This window comes from Bradyrhizobium sp. SZCCHNR1051 (genome assembly GCF_032489615.1).
Classification (GTDB): domain Bacteria; phylum Pseudomonadota; class Alphaproteobacteria; order Rhizobiales; family Xanthobacteraceae; genus Bradyrhizobium.
On the sequence record NZ_JAUEYJ010000005.1, the window covers coordinates 182606 to 204707 of the forward strand.

Here is a 22102-nt window from a genome sequence, read left to right on the forward strand (position 1 = left end):
GTCACGCCGCAGACTGCGGCAACCCGCGATCTTGGCAGCGGCCGGTCGGCAGACCATATGAGGATGGACCAGACGTCTCGCAACCATCGAGCCTTCTTCTCAAGGATATGACCGTGGGCGCCATCGCCGAACTGACGAACCACCCGGACCGCTCTCTCCTCATCGTGGAGGACGACAAGCCGTTCCTGGAGCGCCTGTCGCGCGCCATGGAGACCCGCGGCTTCACGGTCACCTCCTGCGAAAGCGTCGCCGAAGGTATTTCACAGATCGGCAAGGCAGCGCCGGCCTTCGCCGTGGTCGACCTCCGGCTGGGCGACGGCAACGGCCTCGACGTGGTGTCGGCGCTGAAGCGCAAGCGCCCCGAGGCCCGCGCCATCGTGCTGACCGGATACGGCAACATCGCCACCGCCGTGACGGCGGTGAAGATGGGCGCCGTCGACTATCTCGCCAAGCCGGCGGATGCCGACGACGTCGTTGCAGCGCTGCTGTCGACCACCAGCGAAAAGTCCGAGCTGCCGCAGAATCCGATGTCGGCCGACCGTGTCCGCTGGGAGCACATCCAGCGCATCTATGAGATGTGCAACCGCAACGTCTCGGAAACGGCCCGCCGGCTCAACATGCACCGCCGCACTCTGCAGCGCATCCTCGCCAAGCGCGCGCCGAAGTAGGCTTTTGCGGCTCGTCCGCACTCAGTGCGACTTCACGAATGCCTGCAGCGCATGGAAGACGGTGCGCCGCGGATTGCGGCTGCACCAATTGCGCATCCAGCTGTCGACCTCGGTCAGATCGAGCTTGATCTGCCGGCCCTCGTCGCCGCGGTCCGCATTGATGGCGGAGACGTAGCCCATCATCCACTGCTGATACTTTGAGATGGCGTTGACGTAGGGGCCGTCGGCATTGCCGATCGCCTTGTAGGTGCCGGGCGGCTGCTCCTCGGCGGCGGTGATGAAGCGCTCGCAGGAATCGGCGCCCACGCCCAGGACGTAGAACGCCATCTCCTCCGCGCGAACTCCGGTCGCGTAGAGCAGTGTCAACGCCAAGAGCACCCGTCGCATCTGTCGTCCCTGTTCGCACCCCTCGGCTGGATACCGCTCGAGCCTTAAAAATGTTCCGAGATGTTGCGCCCCATGCGGGGCATTTATCGGGCAGAGAGGGGAAATTGCCGGGAGGGCGGGACAAGCGAATGTTGTTGCGCCAGCAACAGTCTTGGATCGGGCGGGGGATCCAAGGCCGGGCGGCGCCCCGATGCCCCGGCTCGCGTCAGCTCTCCCCCGTCAGCCGGGAGAAGTCGGCCAGGACGGCGGCGATCAGCTCCCGGTGCCTGGTATCCTGTTCCGTAAGGCTCGCGGCATACATGTTCAGGAGATAGCGCGCCTTCGCGGCGGCTTCCGGCCACGACGCAGCCGCGTTGGCGAGCAAGTGCTGCTCGAGAACAGCCTGCCGCTCGCGCAGGTCCCGCGCGTGACTTTCGGCCTCGGCCAGAGCGCGACGCAGGTCCACGGCCTTCTGCGCGCTCATCCCGCGGTGTCTGTCGAGATCGAGCGGTTCGTCAGTCATCCGACGCACTCGCGTCGACACGCTGCGCGTCTGCAAGATCGACCGAGCTGACGGACACCATCTCGACGGCCGCAGAGCGCGAGCCGGCGGCGGGCAGCATCATCATCGTCGCAACCCGGCGGTAGGCAGCAAAGGACAATCCTTCGATCAGCTCCTCGTCCGTGACCACCTCGTAGGTGCCCTCGGGCAAGAGACGCTCGATGCTTCTGATCCGGAACGGATGTTTGAAGGTGACGAATTCGCGCCGCGAGCGGATGCTCATCTGCGCCTACCTTTCGCAACAGCCTCGCTGTCGCTGTCGCAACTTCGAGGTCTTCGAAGCATGCGCCTTACGGCCGGCAATAGCCACCGCTTTCTCATCAGCACGACGTGACGAACGGCTGGGCGTCATCGGACCGTGTCGCTGCGCTTTGGTGCTCGCTATTGCAGGAGCCAGGGTGTATCAATGGTGATCACCGCCATTCCGACGGCATTCATCGGTGACTGAGGGTCACGAGCGCTCCCGCCGCAAACACGCGAGGGACAGCCAATGCCGCAGTTTCGTCTGAGCGAGTGGATCGTTCCACCCATCATTGTGCCGCTTCTGCTGATCCTTCTCGCGCTCGCAACTGCCGCGCTGCATTCGTAGATCAGACCACCGTGCGCCCCGTCGGCAGCCGGTGGATGACGGCCACCCGGCCGATAGGCAGTGACGCCGCGCACGCAGGATCGACGCGGCGCCTTCGTCCGATGCGTTGAACCAGCTCCAACCCGAGCCGAGAGGAGATCGACATGGCCAAAGGTCAGCAAAAAGGCAATCGCGAAGCCAAGAAGCCCAAGAAGGAAAAGCCCAAGAGCATTGCCGCAGCGCCGAGCCAGAAGACCGGAGCATGGCAGCCGGATTTTTCCAGCGACAAGAAGAAGCGCTAGGAGATTTCCGGCCCTCATCAGTCTGGATGGTTCTCCCGCAAGGCCGCAGGGCCGCGCGCAATGCGGCGACGCGGCCGACCGTACTCGACAGCCCAAAGGACAGAACATGGCGCGCGAAACGATCTATTTCGTTCAGGCGTTCAGCGCCGGCCGGGGCGGACGCGCGAAAGCCGAGACGCCGATCGCCTGCAAGACGGAAGCGAGCGCGCTCCGGACTGCGGAACGACTGGTGTCGAGCAAGGCAGGCGTCGTCGCCTTCTCATCCTCGGGCGATCCCGACATGGGTGACTATGACGATGAGCCGACAGTCCTCTTCCGCCACGGCGAGTTGCCGTCGGCTTTCGATTGAGATGCGCGCAAACCTTTGTCGCCGGCGACCACCGCCGAACGACGCCCCTTGGATGACGTCCGCCCTATCGGCGGCGTCCTCCGAACCTGATCGGACACACACATGATTGAGTTTCCAAATCACAGCCGCTCCTATGACCGCACGCGACGTGCCGTACGGTTCTGGGGCTATGACAGCGCAATGGAAGCATCGTTCTTCGTCGACGAGGGCGCGTTGAGACGCCTTCAACCCGACACCCGTCCGGACGAGTCGGGCTTTCTGACCGCGTTCGATTCCAACCGCGAGCGGATCTGCGCCGCCGCCGCCAGGGTCTATGTCCGCGGCAGCCGGGGATCCTACGATCTCGTCGCTGCCAATTTTTGACGGCGATGCCTGGCGATCGATCGGCCAGGCTGGTGGTGATGCGGATCGGCTCTCAGCGATGCTGATGTCTCTCATCTTGAGACTCGTGACCTGACGGAGCCTCTGTCACCTACCTAGGCGGGGAACCCCCGTCCAGTGGACCGCATTTGAGGATTCTCTAGAGGTCCGCGTGGCCCTGCGGGTCGATCAGCCGGTTGATCCGCTGCGCCGCCGCGAGCCCGAAGCGCACCGTCATGAGCTTGCGCGTCGGCGCCGGCAATCTGTGCTCTGGCGCCTCGCAATGCAGGTGGGCGCCATAGGCATCGGCCACGATCAGGCCGGTGTCCTGCGGAAAGATCTCGCACGGCAGATCCTGCGTGAAGGCGAAGAACAGCCGGTCGCAATGGGCACGGTAGTCCTCCCATTTGTGATCCGCGCGCAGATCCTCGACCGACGACTTGATCTCGACGATCCAGATCTCGCCGCGCTCGTTCAGCGCCACCAGGTCGGCGCGACGTCCCGACGGCAGCGGCAGCTCGCTGATGGTGGCAAAGCCGAGCGAGCGCAGCAGGCGCGAGGTGCCGCGCGCGATCGCCAGCGCCGTCTCGGATTGGCGGCGGTCGACGGGAACGAGGCTGATCCTGGCGGCTGACGAGTCCATGACCGCAGCATAGCCGATTCCGGAGCCATCCCAAGCCCCGGCCCCGTCGCGGAACCTGGGACCCAGGCGGCGCTCTTCGCCGATCAAGCAGACGTCAGGTCCTGCGCGACGCGGCCCAGCCGCCGACCTCGCGCGCAGGCAGGGCGCGGCTGCAGGCGGTGGCGGCGTGCCTTGCCGAGAGCGGATTTCAAGCCGCCGCACCGCGGTGTTTTTCGCTTGGCGCACTGCGAAAAATCGGCATGCTGGCGCCATGAGCGAACCCGAAACCACCAAGGCGAAGGCCGGCGCGATGATCGTGCCCGTCACGCCGTTCGAGCAGAACTGCACCATCCTGTGGTGCGAGGCGACCCGGAAGGCGATCGTGATCGATCCCGGCGGCGACGTGCCCAACATTCAGGCGGCGATCGCGCAGGCCAATATCACCGTCGAGAAGATCTGGCTGACGCATGGCCATATCGATCATGTCGGCGGCGCGGCCGATCTGCGCGACGCGCTGAAGGTGCCGATCGAAGGCCCGCATGTCGCCGACAAATTCCTGCTCGACAACGTCGTCACCAGCGGCGCGCGCTTCGGCATCACAGGCGTGCGCGATTTCACGCCGGATCGCTGGCTCGAGGAGGGCGACCGCGTCGAGATCGGCGAGCTCGTCTTCGATATCCTGCATTGCCCGGGGCATTCGCCGGGCAGCGTCGTGTTCTTCAACAACGAGATGCGCTTCGCCCAGGTCGGCGACGTGCTGTTCAACGGCTCGGTCGGCCGCACCGATTTGCCCGGCGGCAGCCATGAGACGCTGATCAGATCGATCAAGGACAAGCTGCTGCCGCTCGGCGACGACGTCGGCTTCATCTGCGGCCATGGCGCCGGATCGAGCTTCGGCCAGGAGCGCATGACCAACCCATTCCTGACCGGGGACGTCTGACCCGCGCGTCCCTCGCGAGCGAGCTCTGAACGGCTGCGGTTGTGGCCGCCTACTTCAGGCCGGCCGCTTGCAGGGCACGGTCGATCACGGCAGCGACGTCGATGGTTCGGCGCCGCGGCCTGACGGTCGCGCCACTGCCGTTGATCGAAGATTCGCCGGTCGCCGACTCCAGCCGTTTCGGCTCCACGGGCTTGGAGACGGCCACGGGCTTGGACTCCGGCCTCTGGTCCGGCTTGGACTTGGCCGCTTTCCGCGACGGCGACTGGGGCTCGACCTCGGGCTGCGGGACCGCAGCGGATGCCGGTGCAGAGAGCAGCATGCCGGTCGGCGACATTCTGGGCTCGACCACCTTGATCTCGGCCGGCTTGACGTCGACCGGTTCCGCAGCGGGCGATGGAGCGTCCGCCGCGCGTCGCAAGGTCTTGGTGAAGGCCGGCACCGCCGAGATCGGCGACACCTGCGGGATCAGCTTCGTGCTCGGCGACGTCGTGGCCGCCTTGAGCGGACGAATCCAATCGGTGACGCCGAAGAATTTCGCGATGTGATAGGACGAGGAAATGCCGGCCTCGAGCAGGAACGGCCCGGCCTTGCCATAGCGCTTGTCGTTGGCCGCGATCCCGATCGGCGTGCCATGCGCCATGTTGGAGATCGTGAACGATTCCACGACGGTCTCGCCGTCGGCATTCCACCATTGCTCATGCGGATAGCCGTTCACCTCGGCCGCGGCCATCGGCGCCAGCGGCAGATGGTGCAGGTCCAGCCACTGCTTGACGATCTCGCCGGCATTGTCCGGATGCACGGTGTAGTCCGCTGTGCCGTGCCACACCGACAGCTTCGGCCACTTGCCGCGGTGGTTCGAGGCACGACGAACGAGATCGCCGAGCTCGCCTGCGGGGCGCGCCGGCGGCATCCGCATCTGCAGGATCGCGTCGCGCATGCTGCGCGCGGTGCCGAACGGCAGCCCGGCGATGACAGCGCCGGCAGCGAACAATTCGGGATGCGCCGAGAGCAGCGCCATGGTCATCGCGCCGCCCGCCGACAGGCCGGTGACGTAGATGCGCCTGGGATCGATGGCACAATCCGCCACCATGCGCGCAATCATCTGACGGATCGAGGCGACCTCGCCCTGATCACGCGTGATGTCTTCGGACTGAAACCAGTTGAAGCAGCGCTGCGGATTGTTGACCCGCTGCTGCTCCGGCAGCAGCAGCGCGAAGCCGAAATGCTTGGCGAGCGTCGACCAGCCGGCGCCGAGATCGTAGTCGGCGGCGCCCTGCCCGCAGCCATGCAGCACGACGACCAGCGGCGCCAGCGGCTGACGCTGCGCCGGCACATAGGCAAACATCTTCAGGCGCCCAGGGTTGGTGCCGAAGTGCTCGATCTCGATCAGGGGATTCTCTGGAGCGCGACGCGGCTGACGATGAAAATCGGCAAATCCGGTAATACTGTTCAGCTCGCGCAGCCGTCGCAAATACTCAACATTTTCGGCGAGGGACAACGGCAGCTCCTTAGGCATTCGCGTATTCACGGCAGCGGGTAGACAATCCACCATCACCCAGATGGTTGTTGCAGTGCAAAAGAAAAAGCCCACACCATCCCGGACGTCAGCAATTTGATTGCGAATTTCGGTCTTGCTGCGATCTAAATGCCACGCCGACGCGGCGCTTCACGCAGCAATCACCGAAATGCGAACCGAGCACCACGAATATCGCCGTTGGCGTGAACGCGACAGACTCCGCAACCGCAAAGGCCGACGACCGCGATTTGGAAATCATCATTCGAGCCACATCGCGAATCGACCATGTCAGCGGGAAGTGTGCCGTACCGATCGGCGATCAGTAAACAAACAAATGGCAGCCATGCACCGATCGGCATACGCGCCAAGGTGATTGCCTGACTCCGATGCGCCAATTAGCCTGATCGGCAAGCAACAACGAATTCCGCTTGGGAGAAAACGCATGGCGCGGCTCAAATTCGGAGCGTTCCTCGCTCCGCATCATCCGATCGGCGAGCATCCGATGCTGCAATTCCGCCGCGACCTCGATCTGGTCGCGCAGCTCGACGAGCTCGGCTACGATGAGTTCTGGTGCGGCGAGCATCATTCCAGCGGCTGGGAGATGATCGCTTCCCCCGAGATGTTTCTCGCCGCCGCCGGCGAGCGCACCAAGCGCATCAGGCTCGGCACCGGCGTGATCTCGCTGCCCTACCATCATCCCTACAACGTCGCGCAGCGGATGGTGCAGCTCGATCACATGACCGGCGGCCGCGCCATCTTCGGCTCGGGCCCCGGCGCGCTCGCCTCCGATGCCCACACTCTGGGCATCGATCCGATGACGCAGCGCGACCGTCAGGACGAGGCGATCGCCATCATCCGCCGCCTGTTCAACGGCGAGCGCGTCACCGCCAAGAGCGACTGGTTCACGATGAACGATGCGGCCTTGCAGATCCTGCCGTTGCAGGAGGAGATGCCGTTCGTCGTGGCCTCGCAGATCTCGCCGTCCGGCATGACGTTGGCCGGCAAATACGGCATCGGCATCATCTCGCTCGGCTCGATGTCGACGCAGGGGCTGATGGCGCTGCCGCAGCAATGGGAGTTTGCCGAGGACGCGGCGAAGAAGCACGGCACGACAGTGAGCCGCGCCGACTGGCGCGTGCTGCTGTCCTGGCACATCGCGGAGACGCGCGAGCAGGCACGGCGCGACGCCGGCGCGGGACTGATGCGCTGGCACAACGAGTACACCGTCGGCACCCTGATGCGGCCCGGCCTGAAGGCCTTCTCATCGCCGGACGAGGCCGTCGACAAGACCGCCTTCGTCGAGGGCGCGGCGTCGACGATCGGCACGCCGGACGATCTCGTCAAGACGATCAGGAACCTGATGCAGGTGTCGGGCGGCGTCGGCCACATCATCGGCTTCGTGCACGACTGGGCCAACCCGGAAGCTTCGCGGCGCAGCTGGGACATGGTCGCGCGCTACGTCGTGCCGGAGATCAACGGCTACATCGACGGCCTGCGCCGCTCGCAGAAATTCGTCATCGAGAACCGCGCCATCTTCGAGCGCGCGGGCCAGGCCGTGATGGCCAAGATCATGGACAACGACAAGGCCGCCGCCGCGCTGTCGCAGACGGGGCCAGGACGGATCGCGATTCCGGCCGTGAATGCCCCGGATCTGCAGGAGGCGGCGGCGAAACAGCGAGGGTGAGCGTGGGGCGAAGCCGCTCCGTGGCACGCGCAATATCGCGGCATTCGATGCCGCTAATTAGTTACTCGTCATGCCCGGGCTTGACCCGGGCATCCACGTCCATCCACTATCTCGAACGACGTGGATCGCCGGGACAAGTCCGGCCATGACGGCCTTAATGGTTGGACTCTAATATGGCGGCAAGGCGCAACTCGAACGGTCGAGCGCGTGACTACCTCACCGCCGCGACGAGCTTCTCGCAGTCGGCGATGGTCGCTATCTGCTTCAGCGTCTCGCGCAGGGCCGGCAGGTCGACCGGCTTCTGGAATTGCGGGTAGACGACGAGGCCGAGCACGGTGGCGAGGCGGACATTCTTCGTCGCCGGCGGCGTCGGTGTCGGCTTCGACGACCGCTTCACCGCGCATGTGACGACGCGAACGCATACGGCGACGGTCGGCGTCGGCTACAAGTTCTGAGCGCGGCTAGTCCTGAAGCGAGCGGTCGTGCGCTCGTCGATGACAGTGAGAACAGTCAAACCATGGGGCAGGCGAGGCTTGGCTCCAAACTGCCCGGGCGCTACTTTGAGCGCCATGCCCGCTGCCAAACCCCAGTGCCCTCCGCAGCCGCCCGCTCCCTTGTCTGCTGATGAAGTCATTTTCATCAAGGACACGATCAAGCGCTTTTATGGCGACGACGCGATCGTGCGCAATTTCGGCCCAGACCCGGCCCGCATGGAATTGCACGTCGAAACAGGCCGCGACATTGGAATTGCGCATTATGACTGCTGCGGCGTCCTGATGACCCGAATCGACCGCGACCAAATCGCTCTCGAGGTCTCGCGGCGAGGCATGCGGATAAAGGGCCGGGCCAAGCTCGCCTATCGTTATGGCGTCGCGCTTTGAAAACCGGCACCTCAAGCAGGCCGCGCGGATCCTTCCGGTCTGGACGACAGTTGGGCGACAGCTTCGCAGCCGCGGAAAGGGATGACACACCGCCCTCATCCGCACTCATAGCCGCTAGCTTAAGCGCTCCGCTATCGCGATATTTGGCGTCATACGTCCTAGCGCGTCACCGACATAGCCGCGCAATCATCCAATACTCTTGCCGATTTATAACACAAATGTATACGTCGTTTAGGTTGAGGGAAAAGAAATGGACAAGGCGGAGTTCGTGGCCCGAGCGCCAATTTACTATGCCCTGGCGATTGCAGTGGCATTGCACGAAGCGAGCACTCCTCTTCCGGAGTTTAAAATAAAGGGCCGGTATCCGGATTTAGATGATCCGAACCCCGAAGGAGGAAGCCTCATCGAGCGTTGGATGATCTGGGACCGTGCGGTGGCATGGCTGGTTAAACGTGAAATGATCAAGATTAAGCGCGACCCATTCGGACCCGCGATTTTTTCGTCAAGTCCCGAATTCGATGACGTATGGAATACTCTCATCCAGGACGAAGATCTTCCGTTCTCCACCTACGAAGCAGCCGGACGGAGCAATGATTGGCTTGTACCTGCGCTAATCTCTCTCGAAAACCATTTCGTCAACTTGGACATAAAGGTCCTGGATTTTGAGAATCCGGACGGCGAGTGGGCGCCCATTCAATTAGAGGAAGACGACCCGACAGCGAAGAAGGCGATCTCATCACTTGAAAATGTTATCGAAGAAGTCCGTTCTGATAACGGATATAGCGCCACGCACTCCCAAGAACGCGACTTTGCTCTGGAAGGCCTCCAAGGGACGCTCAACAAGCTGCGATCCCGAATTGTCAGCGCTGGCTACGTGAAGATCGCCCTTGAGCGGCTTGGGATGCTCGGCAAGCGGTTTGCGGGAACGATCAAAGAGGGGACAATTGCGGCGGCGAGGGCGGCTCTAATCGACTTTGCCAAGGCACATTTTGGCGATGCCTTGAACTACGTTTGGAAGATCTTCTTTTAATCGACCTACTAGCGCGTGCGCGAAAGCATGATCCGCGTCCGTGGTCCACAAGGCGCGGCACTCGGGATCGGCGCTGGCAGCCGACCTGCCCCTCGAAGCGCAGCCGCGGATGGCTGCGCCGTTGTGGTCGGCGGAAACTGGATCGTGCGTGCCGACTATCGCTCCGCCGATTTCGGCACCTGGACGCAGCCCTTCTTCACCACCGGCGGCGTCGGCTTCGACGACCGCTTCACCGCGCATGTCACGACACGCACCCACACCGCAACGGTCGGCATCGCCTACAAGTTCTGAGGTCGACTGATCGCCAGCGTTTGGTAGCAGTGGATCTCCACACCTCGAGCCGTCGGTGGCGACCTGGCGGCCATCGGCGATTGGGCGCCACGAGGATTTTCTTAACCCGGGCCTGCCATGCTCACTGCGAATCGAGCATGGCCTTGCAAGGGACCGCTCGCGCGTAGGACGCGTCAGGCAGCCCGCCGTCTCGACCCGGCGGGCTTTTCCGTGGGAAAGATCGCCAATGTCACTCTCCTCAGCCAAGAACTACGCGCTGCGCGCCGAACGGTCGCAGGACCCCAAGGAGGCCGCCGACCTCCTGGCAAAGGCGATCCTGGAGCTGGCGGCCTCGATCGAGGCAACCGACGCCAAGGTGAAGAAAATCAACAAATCGGGCGGCTGATGATCCTGACGCCCGCGTCGGAACGCGTGGCAGCTTCCGGCGGTGGCGGGACCTCCTCGCAGCGAGACATGATCCGCTGAACCTGCGTCGATCGATCGCCGATATCGCGGCGTCGCCCACCGGCGACAACAGCAGGAAGCTGATGGCGACCGTCGGGCCCGACGGGCAAATCGCTTCCAGCAAAACATCTTGAGAAAAGAAACACCACCGCGCCGACCTGCCGATCACAGGTCGATCGCCGCGAGACGGTGCGCGCCGAAAAACTCATTTCGCGAACCACCTCAATCACATCACCCCTGTCCAGTCCTGCCCGCAAAAATATTCCTGTTTCTCTTTATCAGAATTCATGCTTCTCTCCCACCGTCCCGTCTCGATAAGAGGGGCGCTTCGCGGTCGTCACGAACGTTGAGGCGGGATGCGGTGGGCGTGTCGATGTCGCAGCGTGGTTGACGCCGCGCGGACGAACGACGGCGATGCGCACGGTCAAGTCGCGTGGTCCTGGCACCCCGATGCTGGTGTTACGCTTGCGGTGGCGCTCACGCGTCGCGCAGGCAACGGTGACCAACAAGCCCGGCGCACCGGGGAGCACGCGAAGCAGCCGTTCAAACCATCGCGCGGGGAATGCCGGGATGCCTCGGCTGAACCTATGGTACCTGCCGCCTGCATTTTTTTCTGCAGGCGGGCCATGGGTGCGGCCAGCGCCCGGCATTCCCCGTGCCCTCTGACTGGAGGAGGACGGAATATTCCATCCCTCGGACGCATCAACGCGCCGCGAGATCGCAGCCGCGTGCGACGCAGCACAACTGGCGGATCATGAGACACCGGAGCGTATTGCATCAGGGCCGCAACCGCCCGACAATGCAGGCCACGGTGTCTGTCACTGTGCCACTGACCGAAACGAAGTCAGATCCGAGACACCGCCATCAGACGAGAGGAAGCCCCGCGATGTCGATGCAGCATGTGGTCTCTGAAGCGATCAGGCTGACCCCGCCACGGCGCAATTCACTCACCCATATCCCCGGCGACGAAGGCTGGCCGATCATCGGCAAGACATTCGAGACGCTCGCCGACCCCAAGGGTCACGTCGAGCGCAACGCCAGGAAGTATGGCCCCGTCTACCGCACCCACATGTTCGGCGACGTCAACGTCGTGCTGCTCGGCCCCGAAGCCAACGAGCTTGTGCTGTTCGACCAGACCAAGCTGTTCTCGTCGGCCCATGGCTGGGGCCACATCCTCAATCTGCTGTTTCCGCGCGGCCTGATGCTGCTCGATTTCGAGGAGCATCGCATGCACCGCAAGGCGCTGTCGGTCGCCTTCAAGGCCGGGCCGATGAAGTCCTATCTCGCCGGCCTCGACCGCGGCATCGCCGCACGCATCGCGCAGTGGAAGGCAAATCCCGGCGAGATGCTGTTCTATCCCGCGATCAAGCAGCTGACGCTGGATCTCGCGGCGACGTCCTTCCTGGGGAGCGAGATCGGGCCCGAGGTCGATGCGATCAACCGCGCCTTCGTCGACATGGTCGCGGCCGCGGTGGCGCCGATCCGCCGGCCGCTGCCGGGCACGCAGATGGCGCGCGGCGTCAAGGGCCGCCAGCGCATCGTCGCCTATTTCTCCGAGCAGATCCCGCTGCGCCGCGCGCGCGGCGACGGCGAGGACCTGTTCTCGCATCTGTGCCGCGCCACCGACGACCGCGGCGCGCTGCTGTCGACGCAGGACATCGTCGATCACATGAGCTTCCTGATGATGGCCGCGCACGACACGCTGACCTCGTCGATCACCTCGTTCGTCGCCCAGCTCGCCGCGCATCCAGAGTGGCAGCAGAAGCTGCGCGACGAGGTCGCGAGCCTCGGCCTTGCAGAGGGCGATCCGATGAGCTCGGAGCATCTGGAGAAGATGAAGCTCACCGAGATGGCGTTCCAGGAGACCTTGCGGCTGATGCCGCCGGTGCCATCATTGCCGCGCCGCCCGGTCCGGGACTTCACCTTCAAGGGCTATGCGATTCCCGCCGGCACCGGCGTCGGCATCAATCCGATGTTCACGCATCACATGCCGGAGATCTGGCCCGAGCCCGAGCGCTTCGATCCGATGCGCTTCACCGACGAGGCCCAGCGCGGCCGCCACCGCTTCGCCTGGGTGCCGTTCGGCGGCGGCGCGCATATGTGCCTCGGCCTGCACTTCGCCTACATGCAGGTAAAGTGCTTTGCCCGGCACTTCCTCTCCAACCTCGAGGTCTCCTTCGCCCCCGGCTATCAGCCGAGCTGGCAGGTCTGGCCGATCCCGAAGCCGCGCGACGGGCTGAAGGTGATGCTGAAGGCGGTGTGACCCGCGCGCATTGATACAGCAAGGGCGCCAAGGATCTTGGTTTGTTGCGGACGCTTTCCTCCTCGTCTTCCTCCTCGTCATGGCCGGGCTTGACCCGGCCATCCATCCTGCTGCAACTCGCAGATGAGAGACGTGGATGCCCGGGCATGACGAAATGTATACTTCGCCGTCCCTACTCCACCGCGTCCCCCAACAGCTTGCGCATCGCCTGATAGCCCTGCTGCTGCTGGCTCCAGTTGCGGCCGCCGGTGATGGCGCCGTCGATGACGAGATCATGGCCGTTGATGAAGCTGGCTTCGTCGCTGGCGAGAAACACCGCCGCGTAGGCGATGTCGTCGGGCAGGCCGGCACGCGGAATCGGCTGCGCCGTGGCATAGGCGTTGCGGATCGTCTCCGGCGTCTTCTCGGCGGCCTCGGTCGACAGACCGAGCGCCTTGCCGAAGATGCCGGTGGCGATCAGTCCGGGCGAGATCGAGTTGACGCGCACGCCGGACTCGCCGAGCTCCATCGCCACGCATTTCGTCAGATGGATCACGGCCGCCTTCGCCGTGCTGTAGACCACCGAGGTCGAATAGCCCGCGAGCCGGCCGGCGATCGAGCCGTTGTTGATGATGCTGCCGGCGCCTTGCCGCTTCATGTGGGGCGCGGCGTATTTCATGCCGAGCATGACGCTGCGCACCAGCACCGCCATGGCCTGGTCGAAACGATCGGCGTCGAGCCCTTCGATGCCGCCGGTCTGCGCCGGGCCGCCGGCATTGTTGAACACGCAATCGAGGCGGCCGAAGCGCTCGGCCGCGCCATCGATCAATGCCCGCATCTGCTCGTCGACGGTGACGTCGGTCTGCCGGAAGACGCAGTCCGCTCCGAGCCGGCGCGCCAGCGCCTCGCCCTCGGCGCCGCGCCGGCCTGCAACGACGACCTTCGCCCCCTCGGCCACGAAGATCTCCGCCGTCCGCAGCCCGATCCCGCTGGTCGCGCCCGTGATCACGGCGACCTTGCCCTCCAACCGTCCCATTCCCTGCTCCTTCCGTTGTTGCTGCGTGCTCATTCTTGGCGACGGAATAATAAGCGCCTGAGTTCCGCCGCGGAACCATCATCGTGCGCGCCAACCTGCAACACACGCAAGACGGCTTCCATCAACCGGACAAATTACCGCCACGTCGGCCTTAATTTGGTTGCGCAGTTGAGGCTCATGGATGTCCATGACGCGACTCATCGACGACATCAAGCGGATCTGGCGCGGCGAGCAGCAGCCTTCCCTGACATGGAGCTGCATGTTTGCAGCGATGTGCCTGCTCGCAGCCACGGCGATCCGCTACGGCATGGCGCATCTGCGGCCCGACGTGTTCTTCACGCCCTACATGGCGGCCGTCTTCTTCGCCACCGCGATGGGCGGATCGGGCGTCGGCCTGGCAACGGCGATCGCTGGCGCAGCGCTCGGCCTGACGCTCGATTTTGGCGGCGGTCCGGCCGATGGCGCCCGGCTCGCGCTGATGGCGATGTATATGGTCGTGGCGATGCTGGTGATCTGGGGCGTCGATCACTACCGACGCCTGGCCGGCAAACAGCGCGAGATCGCCCGGCGCCTCGCCCAGGAGGAGCAGTATCGCAAGCTCCTGGTCGACGAGCTGCATCACCGGCTCAAGAACAAGACCTCGACCATTCACGCCGTGCTGCATCAGGTGCTGTACGACCAGCCGCAGGTGTGGAGCCGCATCGACCAGCGCATCCGCGCACTCGCGACCGCCGACGACCTGATCGCGCGCGCCGACGGACAGGGCTGCGACCTGAAGGATCTGCTGGTCTCGGAGCTCGGGCCATATGGCCATGTCCGCTTCGAGCTCAACGGCCCGCCGCTGTTCCTGCCTGCCAAGCTCGCCGTCAGCCTCGCTTTGATCTTTCACGAGCTTGCGACCAATGCCGGCAAGTACGGTGCCTTTGCTTCGCCGCGCGGCTTCCTTCAGGTGTCGTGGACGATGCAGGAGGACCGCCTCGATCTGACCTGGGACGAGGCCGGGGGTCCACCGATCGGTCCGATCGGCAAGCCCGGTTTCGGGAGCAAATTGCTGAAGTCCGTGCTGTCGTCGTTCGATGGCAGGACCGAGACCAGGTTTCTCGAATCCGGCCTTCACTGCACCTTGCAGTGTCGCGTGCCACCGAACTGAACCGGCTGCCGGGCGGCCATTCCTGCCTACGACTTTCGCCGCATGCGTGCGGCCGCGTCGCTACTCCGATTCACGAACGGTTAATGACGCCGCGGCACAAAGCTCCGTCATTTCCAATACTTGGTTCGCGCGTTCCGTGTTTCTACGTAGCGCTTAACTAAAATGAAGCGGGAACTTTGCACAATCGGCGCATGTACAGCAGCGACCGATTCAACTTTTCCCCCGGGCCGAACGAGGGGCTGGGCTCGACCGAGGCCGAGCTGCGCTTCCTGCGCAGCGTCCTCAGCCAGCTGCCGTCGGGCGTCACGGTCCAGGACGAGCACGGTCGCTTTCTGCTGGTCAACGATACGGCCGCCGTTCAGCTCGGCGCCGCCGCCAACAGCATCGACGGCCTCTCGGCGCCGCATCTCCATAACCGGCGCACCGCCTGCCGCGAGATCCTCGGCCGGGGGCGAACGGTGATCGGCGAGGAAAAAGTGGCAGGCGAGCGCGGCGCGCAGACCCTGCTGACTGCGCATCGGCCGGTCCGCATCGGTGACCAGGTAGTCCTCATCTCCAGCTCGGCCGACATCAGCGAGCAGAAGGAGTTCGAGGACCAGCTGTTTCGCGCCGCCTATTACGACGAGCTGACTGGCCTGCCGATGCGCCGCGTGGTCGAGCATCGCGCCGACCATCTGGTCCGGCGCGGCCGGGTCGACGGACGCTTCGCGCTCGCCTTTCTCGATCTCGATAATTTCAAATACATCAACGACTATTACGGCCACGCCACCGGCGATGCGCTGCTGGTCGAGCTCGCCAAGCGTATCAGCCGCGACCTGCGCGAGTCGGACCTGCTGTCGCGTATCAGCGGCGACGAGTTCCTGCTGCTGCTGCATCCGATCGAGCGCGCCGAGGAGGTCGCCGAATTCCTCCAGGACATGGTGAACCGCCTGAACGCGCCCTTCTTCATCGACGGCGCCGAGGTATTCGCCTCGGCGTCCGTTGGCGTCAGCCTGTTTCCCGAGCACGGCGCGAGCTACGACGTGCTGCGCCAGAACGCCGATCTCGCGATGTATCGCGTCAAGAACGGCGGCAAGGGCGCACTGGCCTTCTTCTCGAGCGCAATGGAGCACGAGGCGCTGGCGCGCATGAAGGTCGAGCAGTCGCTGCGGCTCGCGATCCTCGAAAAGCGCTTCTGCTGCGCGTTCCAGGCCAAGGTCGACATCCGCACCGAGGAGATCAAGGGCATCGAGGCGCTGGTGCGCCTGCGCGACAATGAAGGCGTGATCCAGGCTCCCGGCTCCTTCATCAATCTCGCCGTCGAGCTCGGCCTGATCGACGAGCTCGCCCATCTCGTGCTGGCCGAGATCGTCAAGTCGATCGATCTGATCAACGACGCGTTTGGACCCGAGGCGACGATCAGCATCAACGTCGCGGCAAAACAGGCATCGAATCCGGAATTCATGCAGCCCTTCGCCCGGGCGATTGCAGCAACCGGCTTTCCCAAGCGGTTCATGATCGAGGTCACCGAGGACGCGTTCGTGACCCGCAGCCATTTCCAGGACGAGATCGTGCCGCTGCTGCGCGGGATCGGCGTCGGCATCTCGATCGACGATTTCGGCATCGGCTATTCGTCGCTGTCGGCGCTCGCCGACATCACGGCAGACGAGATCAAGATCGACCGTTCCTTCATCACCGACATTCATAAGCGGCCGCGCAGCCAGGGCATCCTGCGTGCGATCGAATCCCTGAGCGAGGCTCTGGGCATGACGGTAATCGCCGAGGGCATCGAGTCGTTCGAGGAGCTCGCCTATCTGCAGGCCGCGACCAAGATCCGCTATGCGCAGGGCTACTACTTCTCGCGTCCGATCTTCCTCGAGGAGCTGAAGCCGGCGGCCCCGCTTGCAAGCGAAGCGCGCATCAGTCTCGCCAGTCGCCCTGTGCAGGAAAATCGCCAGGCCTATGCGCGCAGCAGCCGCTATCGGCGCTGAGTTTTAGGAGGAAAAGCCCTTCGGCCCGAGGAATGAGCCGTCACGGGGTGCCGCCGAAAGCGCCTTGACCCAGGCCGAGCCTGCACACTATCAGTTGCAGACAACAGCCGCCGGTAGCTGGGAGGAAGGCTCGTGAAGACGTCACATATTCTCAAAGGCATTGTTTCATCGCTGACTGCAGCCCTGCTGGCCACCGCCGCCCAGGCCGACGATCTGAAAATCGCTCTCATCTATGGCAAGACCGGCCCGCTCGAGGCCTATGCCAAGCAGACCGAGGCCGGTCTTCGCCTCGGCTTCGAATATGCCACCAAGGGCACCAACATGATCGACGGTCGCAAGATCGTCATCATCACCAAGGACGACCAGGGCAAGCCCGATTTGTCGAAGGCGGCGCTCTCCGAGGCCTATCAGGATGACGGCGCCGACATCGCCATCGGCACGACCTCCTCCGCTGCGGCGCTCGCCGACCTGCCGGTCGCCGAAGAGAACAAGAAGATCCTGATCGTCGAGCCGGCAGTGGCCGACCAGATCACCGGCGAGAAGTGGAACCGCTACATCTTCCGCACCGGCCGCAACTCCTCGCAGGACGCAATCTCCAACGCAGTCGCGATCGGCAAGCCCGGCGTCACCGTCGCCACGCTGGCCCAGGACTATGCCTTCGGACGCGACGGCGTCGCCGCCTTCAAGGAGGCGCTGGCCAAGACCGGCGCGACGCTGGGCGCCGAGGAATATGTGCCGACCAGCACCACCGACTTCACCGCCGTCGGCCAGCGCCTGTTCGACGCGCTGAAGGACAAGCCCGGCAAGAAGATCATCTGGGTGATCTGGGCCGGCGCCGGCGATCCGCTCACCAAGCTGCAGGACATGGATCCCAAGCGCTACGGCATCGAGCTGTCGACCGGCGGCAACATCCTGCCGGCGCTCGCCGCCTACAAGCGGCTGCCCGGCATGGAAGGCGCCACCTACTATTATTATGACATTCCCAAGAACCCCGTGAACGACTGGCTGGTGGCAGAGCACCAGAAGCGCTTCAACGCACCGCCGGACTTCTTCACCGCGGGCGGCTTCTCCGCGGCGATGGCGGTCGTCACCGCCGTGACCAAGGCCAAGTCGACCGATACCGAGAAGCTGATTGCGGCGATGGAAGGCATGGAGTTCGATACGCCGAAGGGCAAGATGATCTTCCGGAAAGAGGATCACCAGGCGCTGCAAAGCATGTATCACTTCCGCGTCAAGGTCGATCCGAACCTCGCCTGGGCCGTCAACGAGCCGGTGCGCGAGATCAAGATCGACGAGATGACCGTCCCGATCCGCAACAAGCGCTAGACGCTGACATCCGTGCCCGGCCCTCGCGCCGGGCACGTTGGCGTTGGTATTGAGACAGCTGGCGACATGGCCCTCACCCTCGAAACCCGTGACCTCACCATCCGTTTCGGCGGTCATGTCGCGGTCAATAGTGTCAGCTGCAGCTTCCGCCCGGGCGAGCTGACCGCGATCGTCGGGCCCAATGGCGCCGGCAAGACGACCTATTTCAACCTGATCTCCGGGCAGCTGCGTGCGTCCTCCGGCTCCATCCTGTTCGATGGCAAAGACATCACCACTCTCTCAGCGCCGCTGCGCACCCGCGCCGGCTTGGGACGTGCGTTCCAGCTCACCAACCTCTTTCCCAATCTTAGCGTCGAGGAGAACGTGCAGCTCGCCGTGCAGGCGCAGAGCGGCGTGCACTATGACCTGCTCCGCCCCTGGATGGCGCGGCGCGACCTGATTGCGCGCGCGGACGCGATCCTCGACCAGGTCGCGCTCGGCGGCCGCCGCAGCGTCACCGCGACGACGCTGTCGCATGGCGACCAGCGCAAGCTCGAGGTCGCGCTGATGATGGCGCTGGAGCCGAAGGTTTTCATGTTCGACGAGCCGACCGCCGGCATGAGCATCGACGAGGTGCCGGTCGTGCTCGACCTGATCGGCAGGCTCAAGCAGGACAAGAGCAGGATCATCCTGCTGGTCGAGCACAAGATGGACGTCGTGCGCTCGCTCGCCGACCGCATCATCGTGCTGCATAACGGCCAGCTGGTCGCCGACGGCGAGCCGGCGGAGGTCATCGCCTCGCCCGTCGTGCAGGAAGCCTATCTCGGCGTCGCGCCGCGGAGCGCGGCATGAGCACGCTACTGAAGCTTGCGGGCGTCGAGACCTATATCGGACGCTATCACATCCTGCAGGGCGTCGACTTCGAGGTGCCCGAGGGCCAGACCACGATGCTGCTTGGCCGCAACGGCGCCGGCAAGACCACGACCTTGCGCACCATCATGGGGCTGTGGCAGGCGAAGACCGGCACCATCACGCTCGCGGGCGAAGCGATCGAAAAGCTCGCGACGCCCGACATCGCACAGCGCGGCGTCGGCTACGTGCCCGAGAGCATGGCGGTGTTCTCCGACCTGACGGTCAAGGAGAACCTGGTGCTGGCGGCGCGCAACGGTCCGCTCGACGATGCCCAGCTCGCCTGGATCTTCGGCTTCTTTCCAGCCCTGAAGAAGTTCTGGTTGTCCCGCGCCGGCAGCCTGTCCGGCGGCCAAAAGCAGATGCTGTCGATCGCGCGCGCGATCGTCGAGCCGCGCAAGCTGCTGCTGATCGACGAGCCGACCAAGGGCCTGGCGCCGGCGATCGTGGTGTCGCTGATCGAATGCCTCAAGGAGATCAAGCGCCGTGGCGCCACGATCCTGCTGGTCGAGCAGAATTTTCACGCCGCGCGCGAGCTCGGCGACCAGGTGCTGGTGATGGACAACGGCACCATCGTCCATCGCGGCGAGATGGCCGCGCTCGCGGCCGACGTGCCGCTGCAGGAGCGCCTGCTCGGCCTCAGCCTGGAGGCGCATCAATGAGCGAGATCGCGGCAACCGATGCGCTGCCCAAGCCGAAGCGCGACATCGCGCCGCTGCTGCTGCCGGTCGTGCTGGCGCTCCTGATGATCCCGCTGGTCGGGTCAGCGAGCTCCTGGGTTACCCTGACGGTTGCGAGCCTCGCGATGGGCATGATGATCTTCATCATGGCCTCGGGCCTGACGCTCGTATTCGGCCTGATGGACGTGCTCAATTTCGGCCACGGTGCCTTCATCGCCGTCGGCGCCTACGTTGCGACCCTGGTGCTGCTGCCGCTGGCGGGCTGGGCCCAGTCCGACTCGCTGCTGACCAATCTCGCCGTCCTCGTCCCGGCTGCGCTGCTGTCGATGGGCGTGACCGGCGCGCTCGGCCTGGTCGTCGAGCGCGTGCTGGTGCTGCCGGTCTACGGCCAGCACCTCAAGCAGATCCTGATGACCACCGGCGGCCTCATCGTTGCCGAGCAGACCCTGTATGCGTTGTTCGGCCCGCAGATCATTCCCATGCCGCTGCCCACGGCGTTGCGCGGGTCCTTCATCATCGGCGATGTCGCGATCTCGAAATACCGGTTGCTGGCCATGCTCGTCGGCTTCGCGATCTTCGTCGCCATCGAGCTGGTGCTGAACCGGACCAAGATCGGCCTGTTGATCCGCGCCGGCGTCGAGAACCGCGAGATGGTCGAGGCGCTCGGCTATCGCATCCGCCGGCTGTTCCTCGGCGTGTTCATGACCGGCTCCGCGCTGGCCGGCCTCGGCGGCGTGATGTGGGGGCTGTATCGCGAGCAGGTGCATGCCTCGATCGGCGACGAGCTCACCGTGCTGGTGTTCATCGTCGTGATCATCGGCGGGCTCGGCTCGATCACTGGCTGCTTCATCGGCGCGATCCTGGTTGCGATGGTCGCCAACTATGGCGGCTTCCTGGTGCCGAAGCTCGCCCTCGTCTCCAACATCCTGCTGATGGTCGCCGTCCTGATGTGGCGGCCGCGCGGCCTCTATGCGGTGACCAGCCGATGATGATCCTGTCCGGCGACCCACCGCGCAGCCGCGCGCTGTCCATCCTGCTCACCGTCATCATCCTGGCACTGCTGGCGACACCCTTCATCTTTCCTGGCGCCAAGGCGCTCAACGTCGCCGCCAAGATCTGCATCTTCGCCGCGCTGGTCGCGTCCTACGACCTGCTGCTGGGCTACACCGGCTCGGTGTCGTTCGCGCACACGATGTTCTACGGCATCGGCTCCTATGCGATCGCGATCGCGCTCTATGGCCTCGGCCCCAATTGGACCGCGGTCGCGGTCGCCGTCGCGGCCGGGCTGCCGCTCGCATTGCTGCTGGCGCTCGCGATCGGCCTGTTCTCCCTGCGGGTCGAGGCGATCTTCTTCGCCATGATCACGCTCGCGGTCGCCTCGGCCTTCCTGGTGCTGGCGTCGCAATTGTCGTGGCTGACGGGCGGCGAGGACGGCCGCAGCTTCCAACTGCCGGAGCTCCTGCGCCCGGGCACCGTGTTCATCAGCAAGGACTGGTTCGGCTTCCCGATCAACGGACGCATCCTGACCTATTACCTGGTGCTGTCGGTCTGCGCACTGATGATCCTGGCGCTGCTGCGCGTCGTCAACTCGCCGTTCGGCCGCGTGCTGCAGGCGATCCGCGAGAACCGCTTTCGGGCCGAGGCGCTCGGCTACCGCACCGTCTTCCATCTCACCTATGCCAACTGCATCGCCGCTGTCATCGCGGCGTGCGCGGGCATGCTGAACGCGCTGTGGCTGCGCTATGCCGGCCCCGACACCTCGCTCGCCTTCTCGATCATGCTCGACATCCTGCTGATGGTGGTGATCGGCGGCATGGGCACGATCTATGGCGCAATCATCGGCGCGGCGATCTTCATCCTGGCGCAGAACTATCTCCAGGCCCTGATGGGCATCGCCTCGACCGCGGCGGCGGACGCCGGCCTGCCGCTGCTGCCGGGCCTCCTGCATCCCGACCGCTGGCTGCTGTGGCTCGGCCTCCTGTTCATCGCCAGCGTCTATTTCTTTCCGACCGGCGTCGTCGGGCGCCTCCGCAACAAGCCGGGCGCGACACGCTGAGCTGCAAGTACCCTTAAAATTCCGCGCTGCGGCGCCGCCGCAGCTTTGGCCGCACGGTATTCGCATGCGGAAATTATCGTTTGCCGCGAAGTTTCGACGCGCCCTTAAGCGACGGCTAACCGCATTTCCTAACCGGTCCGGCACCAGTGCCTTGTTATCAAGCTTGCTTGC

Annotated in this window: 25 protein-coding genes; 18 read left to right on the forward strand and 7 right to left on the reverse strand. The window is 64.6% G+C overall.

The genetic code is table 11. The annotated features are described in order from the left end of the window. Nucleotides 1–113 precede the first annotated feature (113 nt). Nucleotides 114–668: an ActR/PrrA/RegA family redox response regulator transcription factor gene (locus QW868_RS07790; protein ID WP_315715137.1), complete on the forward strand. Its 555-nt coding sequence runs from the start codon at nucleotides 114–116 to the stop codon at nucleotides 666–668. Between the two features lie 21 nt (nucleotides 669–689). On the opposite strand, the gene QW868_RS07795 is transcribed toward QW868_RS07790, so the two are convergent. From QW868_RS07795 to QW868_RS07805, 3 genes are all read right to left on the reverse strand, one after another. Beyond that, nucleotides 690–1055, reverse strand: coding sequence for a hypothetical protein (locus tag QW868_RS07795; RefSeq protein WP_315735343.1), 366 nt, complete (start codon nucleotides 1053–1055; stop codon nucleotides 690–692). Nucleotides 1056–1260: 205 nt separating this feature from the next. Beyond that, complete coding sequence (locus QW868_RS07800; RefSeq protein WP_316230291.1) at nucleotides 1261–1557, reverse strand: hypothetical protein; 297 nt, start codon at nucleotides 1555–1557, stop codon at nucleotides 1261–1263. Continuing rightward, nucleotides 1550–1819 (reverse strand): hypothetical protein, encoded by a 270-nt coding sequence (locus tag QW868_RS07805; RefSeq protein ID WP_315735348.1) that lies wholly within the window; start codon nucleotides 1817–1819, stop codon nucleotides 1550–1552. Before QW868_RS07805 ends, QW868_RS07800 begins: the two co-directional genes overlap by 8 nt. Nucleotides 1820–2328: 509 nt before the next feature. On the opposite strand from QW868_RS07805, the gene QW868_RS07810 reads away from it, so the two are divergent. From QW868_RS07810 to QW868_RS07820, 3 genes are all read left to right on the forward strand, one after another. Continuing rightward, nucleotides 2329–2466, forward strand: a complete 138-nt coding sequence (locus tag QW868_RS07810; protein WP_315735351.1) for a hypothetical protein — start codon at nucleotides 2329–2331, stop codon at nucleotides 2464–2466. 106 nt (nucleotides 2467–2572) lie between these two features. Next, entirely contained in the window at nucleotides 2573–2815 is a 243-nt protein-coding gene (locus QW868_RS07815) for a hypothetical protein (RefSeq protein ID WP_315812110.1), read from the forward strand. 102 nt (nucleotides 2816–2917) lie between these two features. Further along, entirely contained in the window at nucleotides 2918–3178 is a 261-nt protein-coding gene (locus tag QW868_RS07820) for a DUF1488 domain-containing protein (protein WP_315735356.1), read from the forward strand. A 157-nt stretch (nucleotides 3179–3335) separates the two neighbouring features. Here the strand turns inward: QW868_RS07820 and QW868_RS07825 are convergent, their stop codons facing one another. Then, complete coding sequence (locus QW868_RS07825; RefSeq protein WP_316230292.1) at nucleotides 3336–3818, reverse strand: MmcB family DNA repair protein; 483 nt, start codon at nucleotides 3816–3818, stop codon at nucleotides 3336–3338. Nucleotides 3819–4068: 250 nt separating this feature from the next. Between QW868_RS07825 and QW868_RS07830 the strand changes: the two genes are divergently transcribed. Then, nucleotides 4069–4737, forward strand: a complete 669-nt coding sequence (locus tag QW868_RS07830; protein WP_316230293.1) for an MBL fold metallo-hydrolase — start codon at nucleotides 4069–4071, stop codon at nucleotides 4735–4737. Between the two features lie 49 nt (nucleotides 4738–4786). Here the strand turns inward: QW868_RS07830 and QW868_RS07835 are convergent, their stop codons facing one another. After that, a complete protein-coding gene (locus QW868_RS07835; RefSeq protein ID WP_315797249.1) occupies nucleotides 4787–6253 on the reverse strand; it encodes a PHB depolymerase family esterase in 1467 nt (488 codons plus the stop codon). A gap of 442 nt (nucleotides 6254–6695) precedes the next feature. On the opposite strand from QW868_RS07835, the gene QW868_RS07840 reads away from it, so the two are divergent. Then, entirely contained in the window at nucleotides 6696–7937 is a 1242-nt protein-coding gene (locus QW868_RS07840) for an LLM class flavin-dependent oxidoreductase (protein WP_316230294.1), read from the forward strand. A gap of 211 nt (nucleotides 7938–8148) precedes the next feature. On the opposite strand, the gene QW868_RS07845 is transcribed toward QW868_RS07840, so the two are convergent. Then, nucleotides 8149–8271, reverse strand: a complete 123-nt coding sequence (locus QW868_RS07845) for a hypothetical protein (RefSeq protein WP_315797247.1) — start codon at nucleotides 8269–8271, stop codon at nucleotides 8149–8151. Between the two features lie 235 nt (nucleotides 8272–8506). Here QW868_RS07845 and QW868_RS07850 point away from each other — a divergent pair, with 235 nt between their 5' ends. The 5 genes from QW868_RS07850 to QW868_RS07870 all read left to right on the forward strand — a co-directional run bounded on the left by QW868_RS07850 (nucleotide 8507) and on the right by QW868_RS07870 (nucleotide 12846). Then, nucleotides 8507–8818, forward strand: coding sequence for a hypothetical protein (locus tag QW868_RS07850; protein WP_315735370.1), 312 nt, complete (start codon nucleotides 8507–8509; stop codon nucleotides 8816–8818). Between the two features lie 250 nt (nucleotides 8819–9068). Next, the gene (locus QW868_RS07855) at nucleotides 9069–9848 is read left to right on the forward strand and encodes a hypothetical protein (RefSeq protein WP_315735372.1); all 780 of its coding nucleotides are present in this window, start codon (nucleotides 9069–9071) and stop codon (nucleotides 9846–9848) included. 144 nt (nucleotides 9849–9992) lie between these two features. Next, nucleotides 9993–10139, forward strand: coding sequence for a hypothetical protein (locus QW868_RS07860; protein WP_315735374.1), 147 nt, complete (start codon nucleotides 9993–9995; stop codon nucleotides 10137–10139). A 226-nt stretch (nucleotides 10140–10365) separates the two neighbouring features. Further along, nucleotides 10366–10524 carry a hypothetical protein gene (locus QW868_RS07865; protein WP_213737209.1) on the forward strand — a complete coding sequence of 53 codons (159 nt, stop codon included), beginning with the start codon at nucleotides 10366–10368 and terminating at the stop codon, nucleotides 10522–10524. Between the two features lie 945 nt (nucleotides 10525–11469). Beyond that, nucleotides 11470–12846, forward strand: a complete 1377-nt coding sequence (locus QW868_RS07870) for a cytochrome P450 (protein WP_315797246.1) — start codon at nucleotides 11470–11472, stop codon at nucleotides 12844–12846. A gap of 172 nt (nucleotides 12847–13018) precedes the next feature. Here QW868_RS07870 and QW868_RS07875 read toward each other — a convergent pair whose 3' ends face one another. Next, nucleotides 13019–13861, reverse strand: a complete 843-nt coding sequence (locus QW868_RS07875; RefSeq protein WP_316230295.1) for an SDR family oxidoreductase — start codon at nucleotides 13859–13861, stop codon at nucleotides 13019–13021. 181 nt (nucleotides 13862–14042) lie between these two features. Here QW868_RS07875 and QW868_RS07880 point away from each other — a divergent pair, with 181 nt between their 5' ends. The 7 genes from QW868_RS07880 to QW868_RS07910 all read left to right on the forward strand — a co-directional run bounded on the left by QW868_RS07880 (nucleotide 14043) and on the right by QW868_RS07910 (nucleotide 21931). Continuing rightward, the gene (locus QW868_RS07880) at nucleotides 14043–15011 is read left to right on the forward strand and encodes a sensor histidine kinase (protein ID WP_315735382.1); all 969 of its coding nucleotides are present in this window, start codon (nucleotides 14043–14045) and stop codon (nucleotides 15009–15011) included. A gap of 191 nt (nucleotides 15012–15202) precedes the next feature. Next, nucleotides 15203–16981: a putative bifunctional diguanylate cyclase/phosphodiesterase gene (locus QW868_RS07885; protein WP_315797244.1), complete on the forward strand. Its 1779-nt coding sequence runs from the start codon at nucleotides 15203–15205 to the stop codon at nucleotides 16979–16981. Nucleotides 16982–17113: 132 nt separating this feature from the next. After that, nucleotides 17114–18307: a substrate-binding domain-containing protein gene (locus tag QW868_RS07890; RefSeq protein ID WP_315773241.1), complete on the forward strand. Its 1194-nt coding sequence runs from the start codon at nucleotides 17114–17116 to the stop codon at nucleotides 18305–18307. A gap of 66 nt (nucleotides 18308–18373) precedes the next feature. Continuing rightward, the gene (locus QW868_RS07895) at nucleotides 18374–19138 is read left to right on the forward strand and encodes an ABC transporter ATP-binding protein (RefSeq protein WP_316230296.1); all 765 of its coding nucleotides are present in this window, start codon (nucleotides 18374–18376) and stop codon (nucleotides 19136–19138) included. After that, on the forward strand, nucleotides 19135–19857 hold the full coding sequence (locus tag QW868_RS07900; RefSeq protein WP_316230297.1) for an ABC transporter ATP-binding protein: 723 nt from the start codon (nucleotides 19135–19137) through the stop codon (nucleotides 19855–19857). The genes QW868_RS07895 and QW868_RS07900 overlap by 4 nt, the downstream gene beginning before the upstream one ends. Further along, nucleotides 19854–20864, forward strand: coding sequence for a branched-chain amino acid ABC transporter permease (locus QW868_RS07905; RefSeq protein ID WP_316230298.1), 1011 nt, complete (start codon nucleotides 19854–19856; stop codon nucleotides 20862–20864). Before QW868_RS07900 ends, QW868_RS07905 begins: the two co-directional genes overlap by 4 nt. Next, complete coding sequence (locus QW868_RS07910; RefSeq protein WP_315735395.1) at nucleotides 20861–21931, forward strand: branched-chain amino acid ABC transporter permease; 1071 nt, start codon at nucleotides 20861–20863, stop codon at nucleotides 21929–21931. The genes QW868_RS07905 and QW868_RS07910 overlap by 4 nt, the downstream gene beginning before the upstream one ends. Nucleotides 21932–22102: the final 171 nt, after the last annotated feature.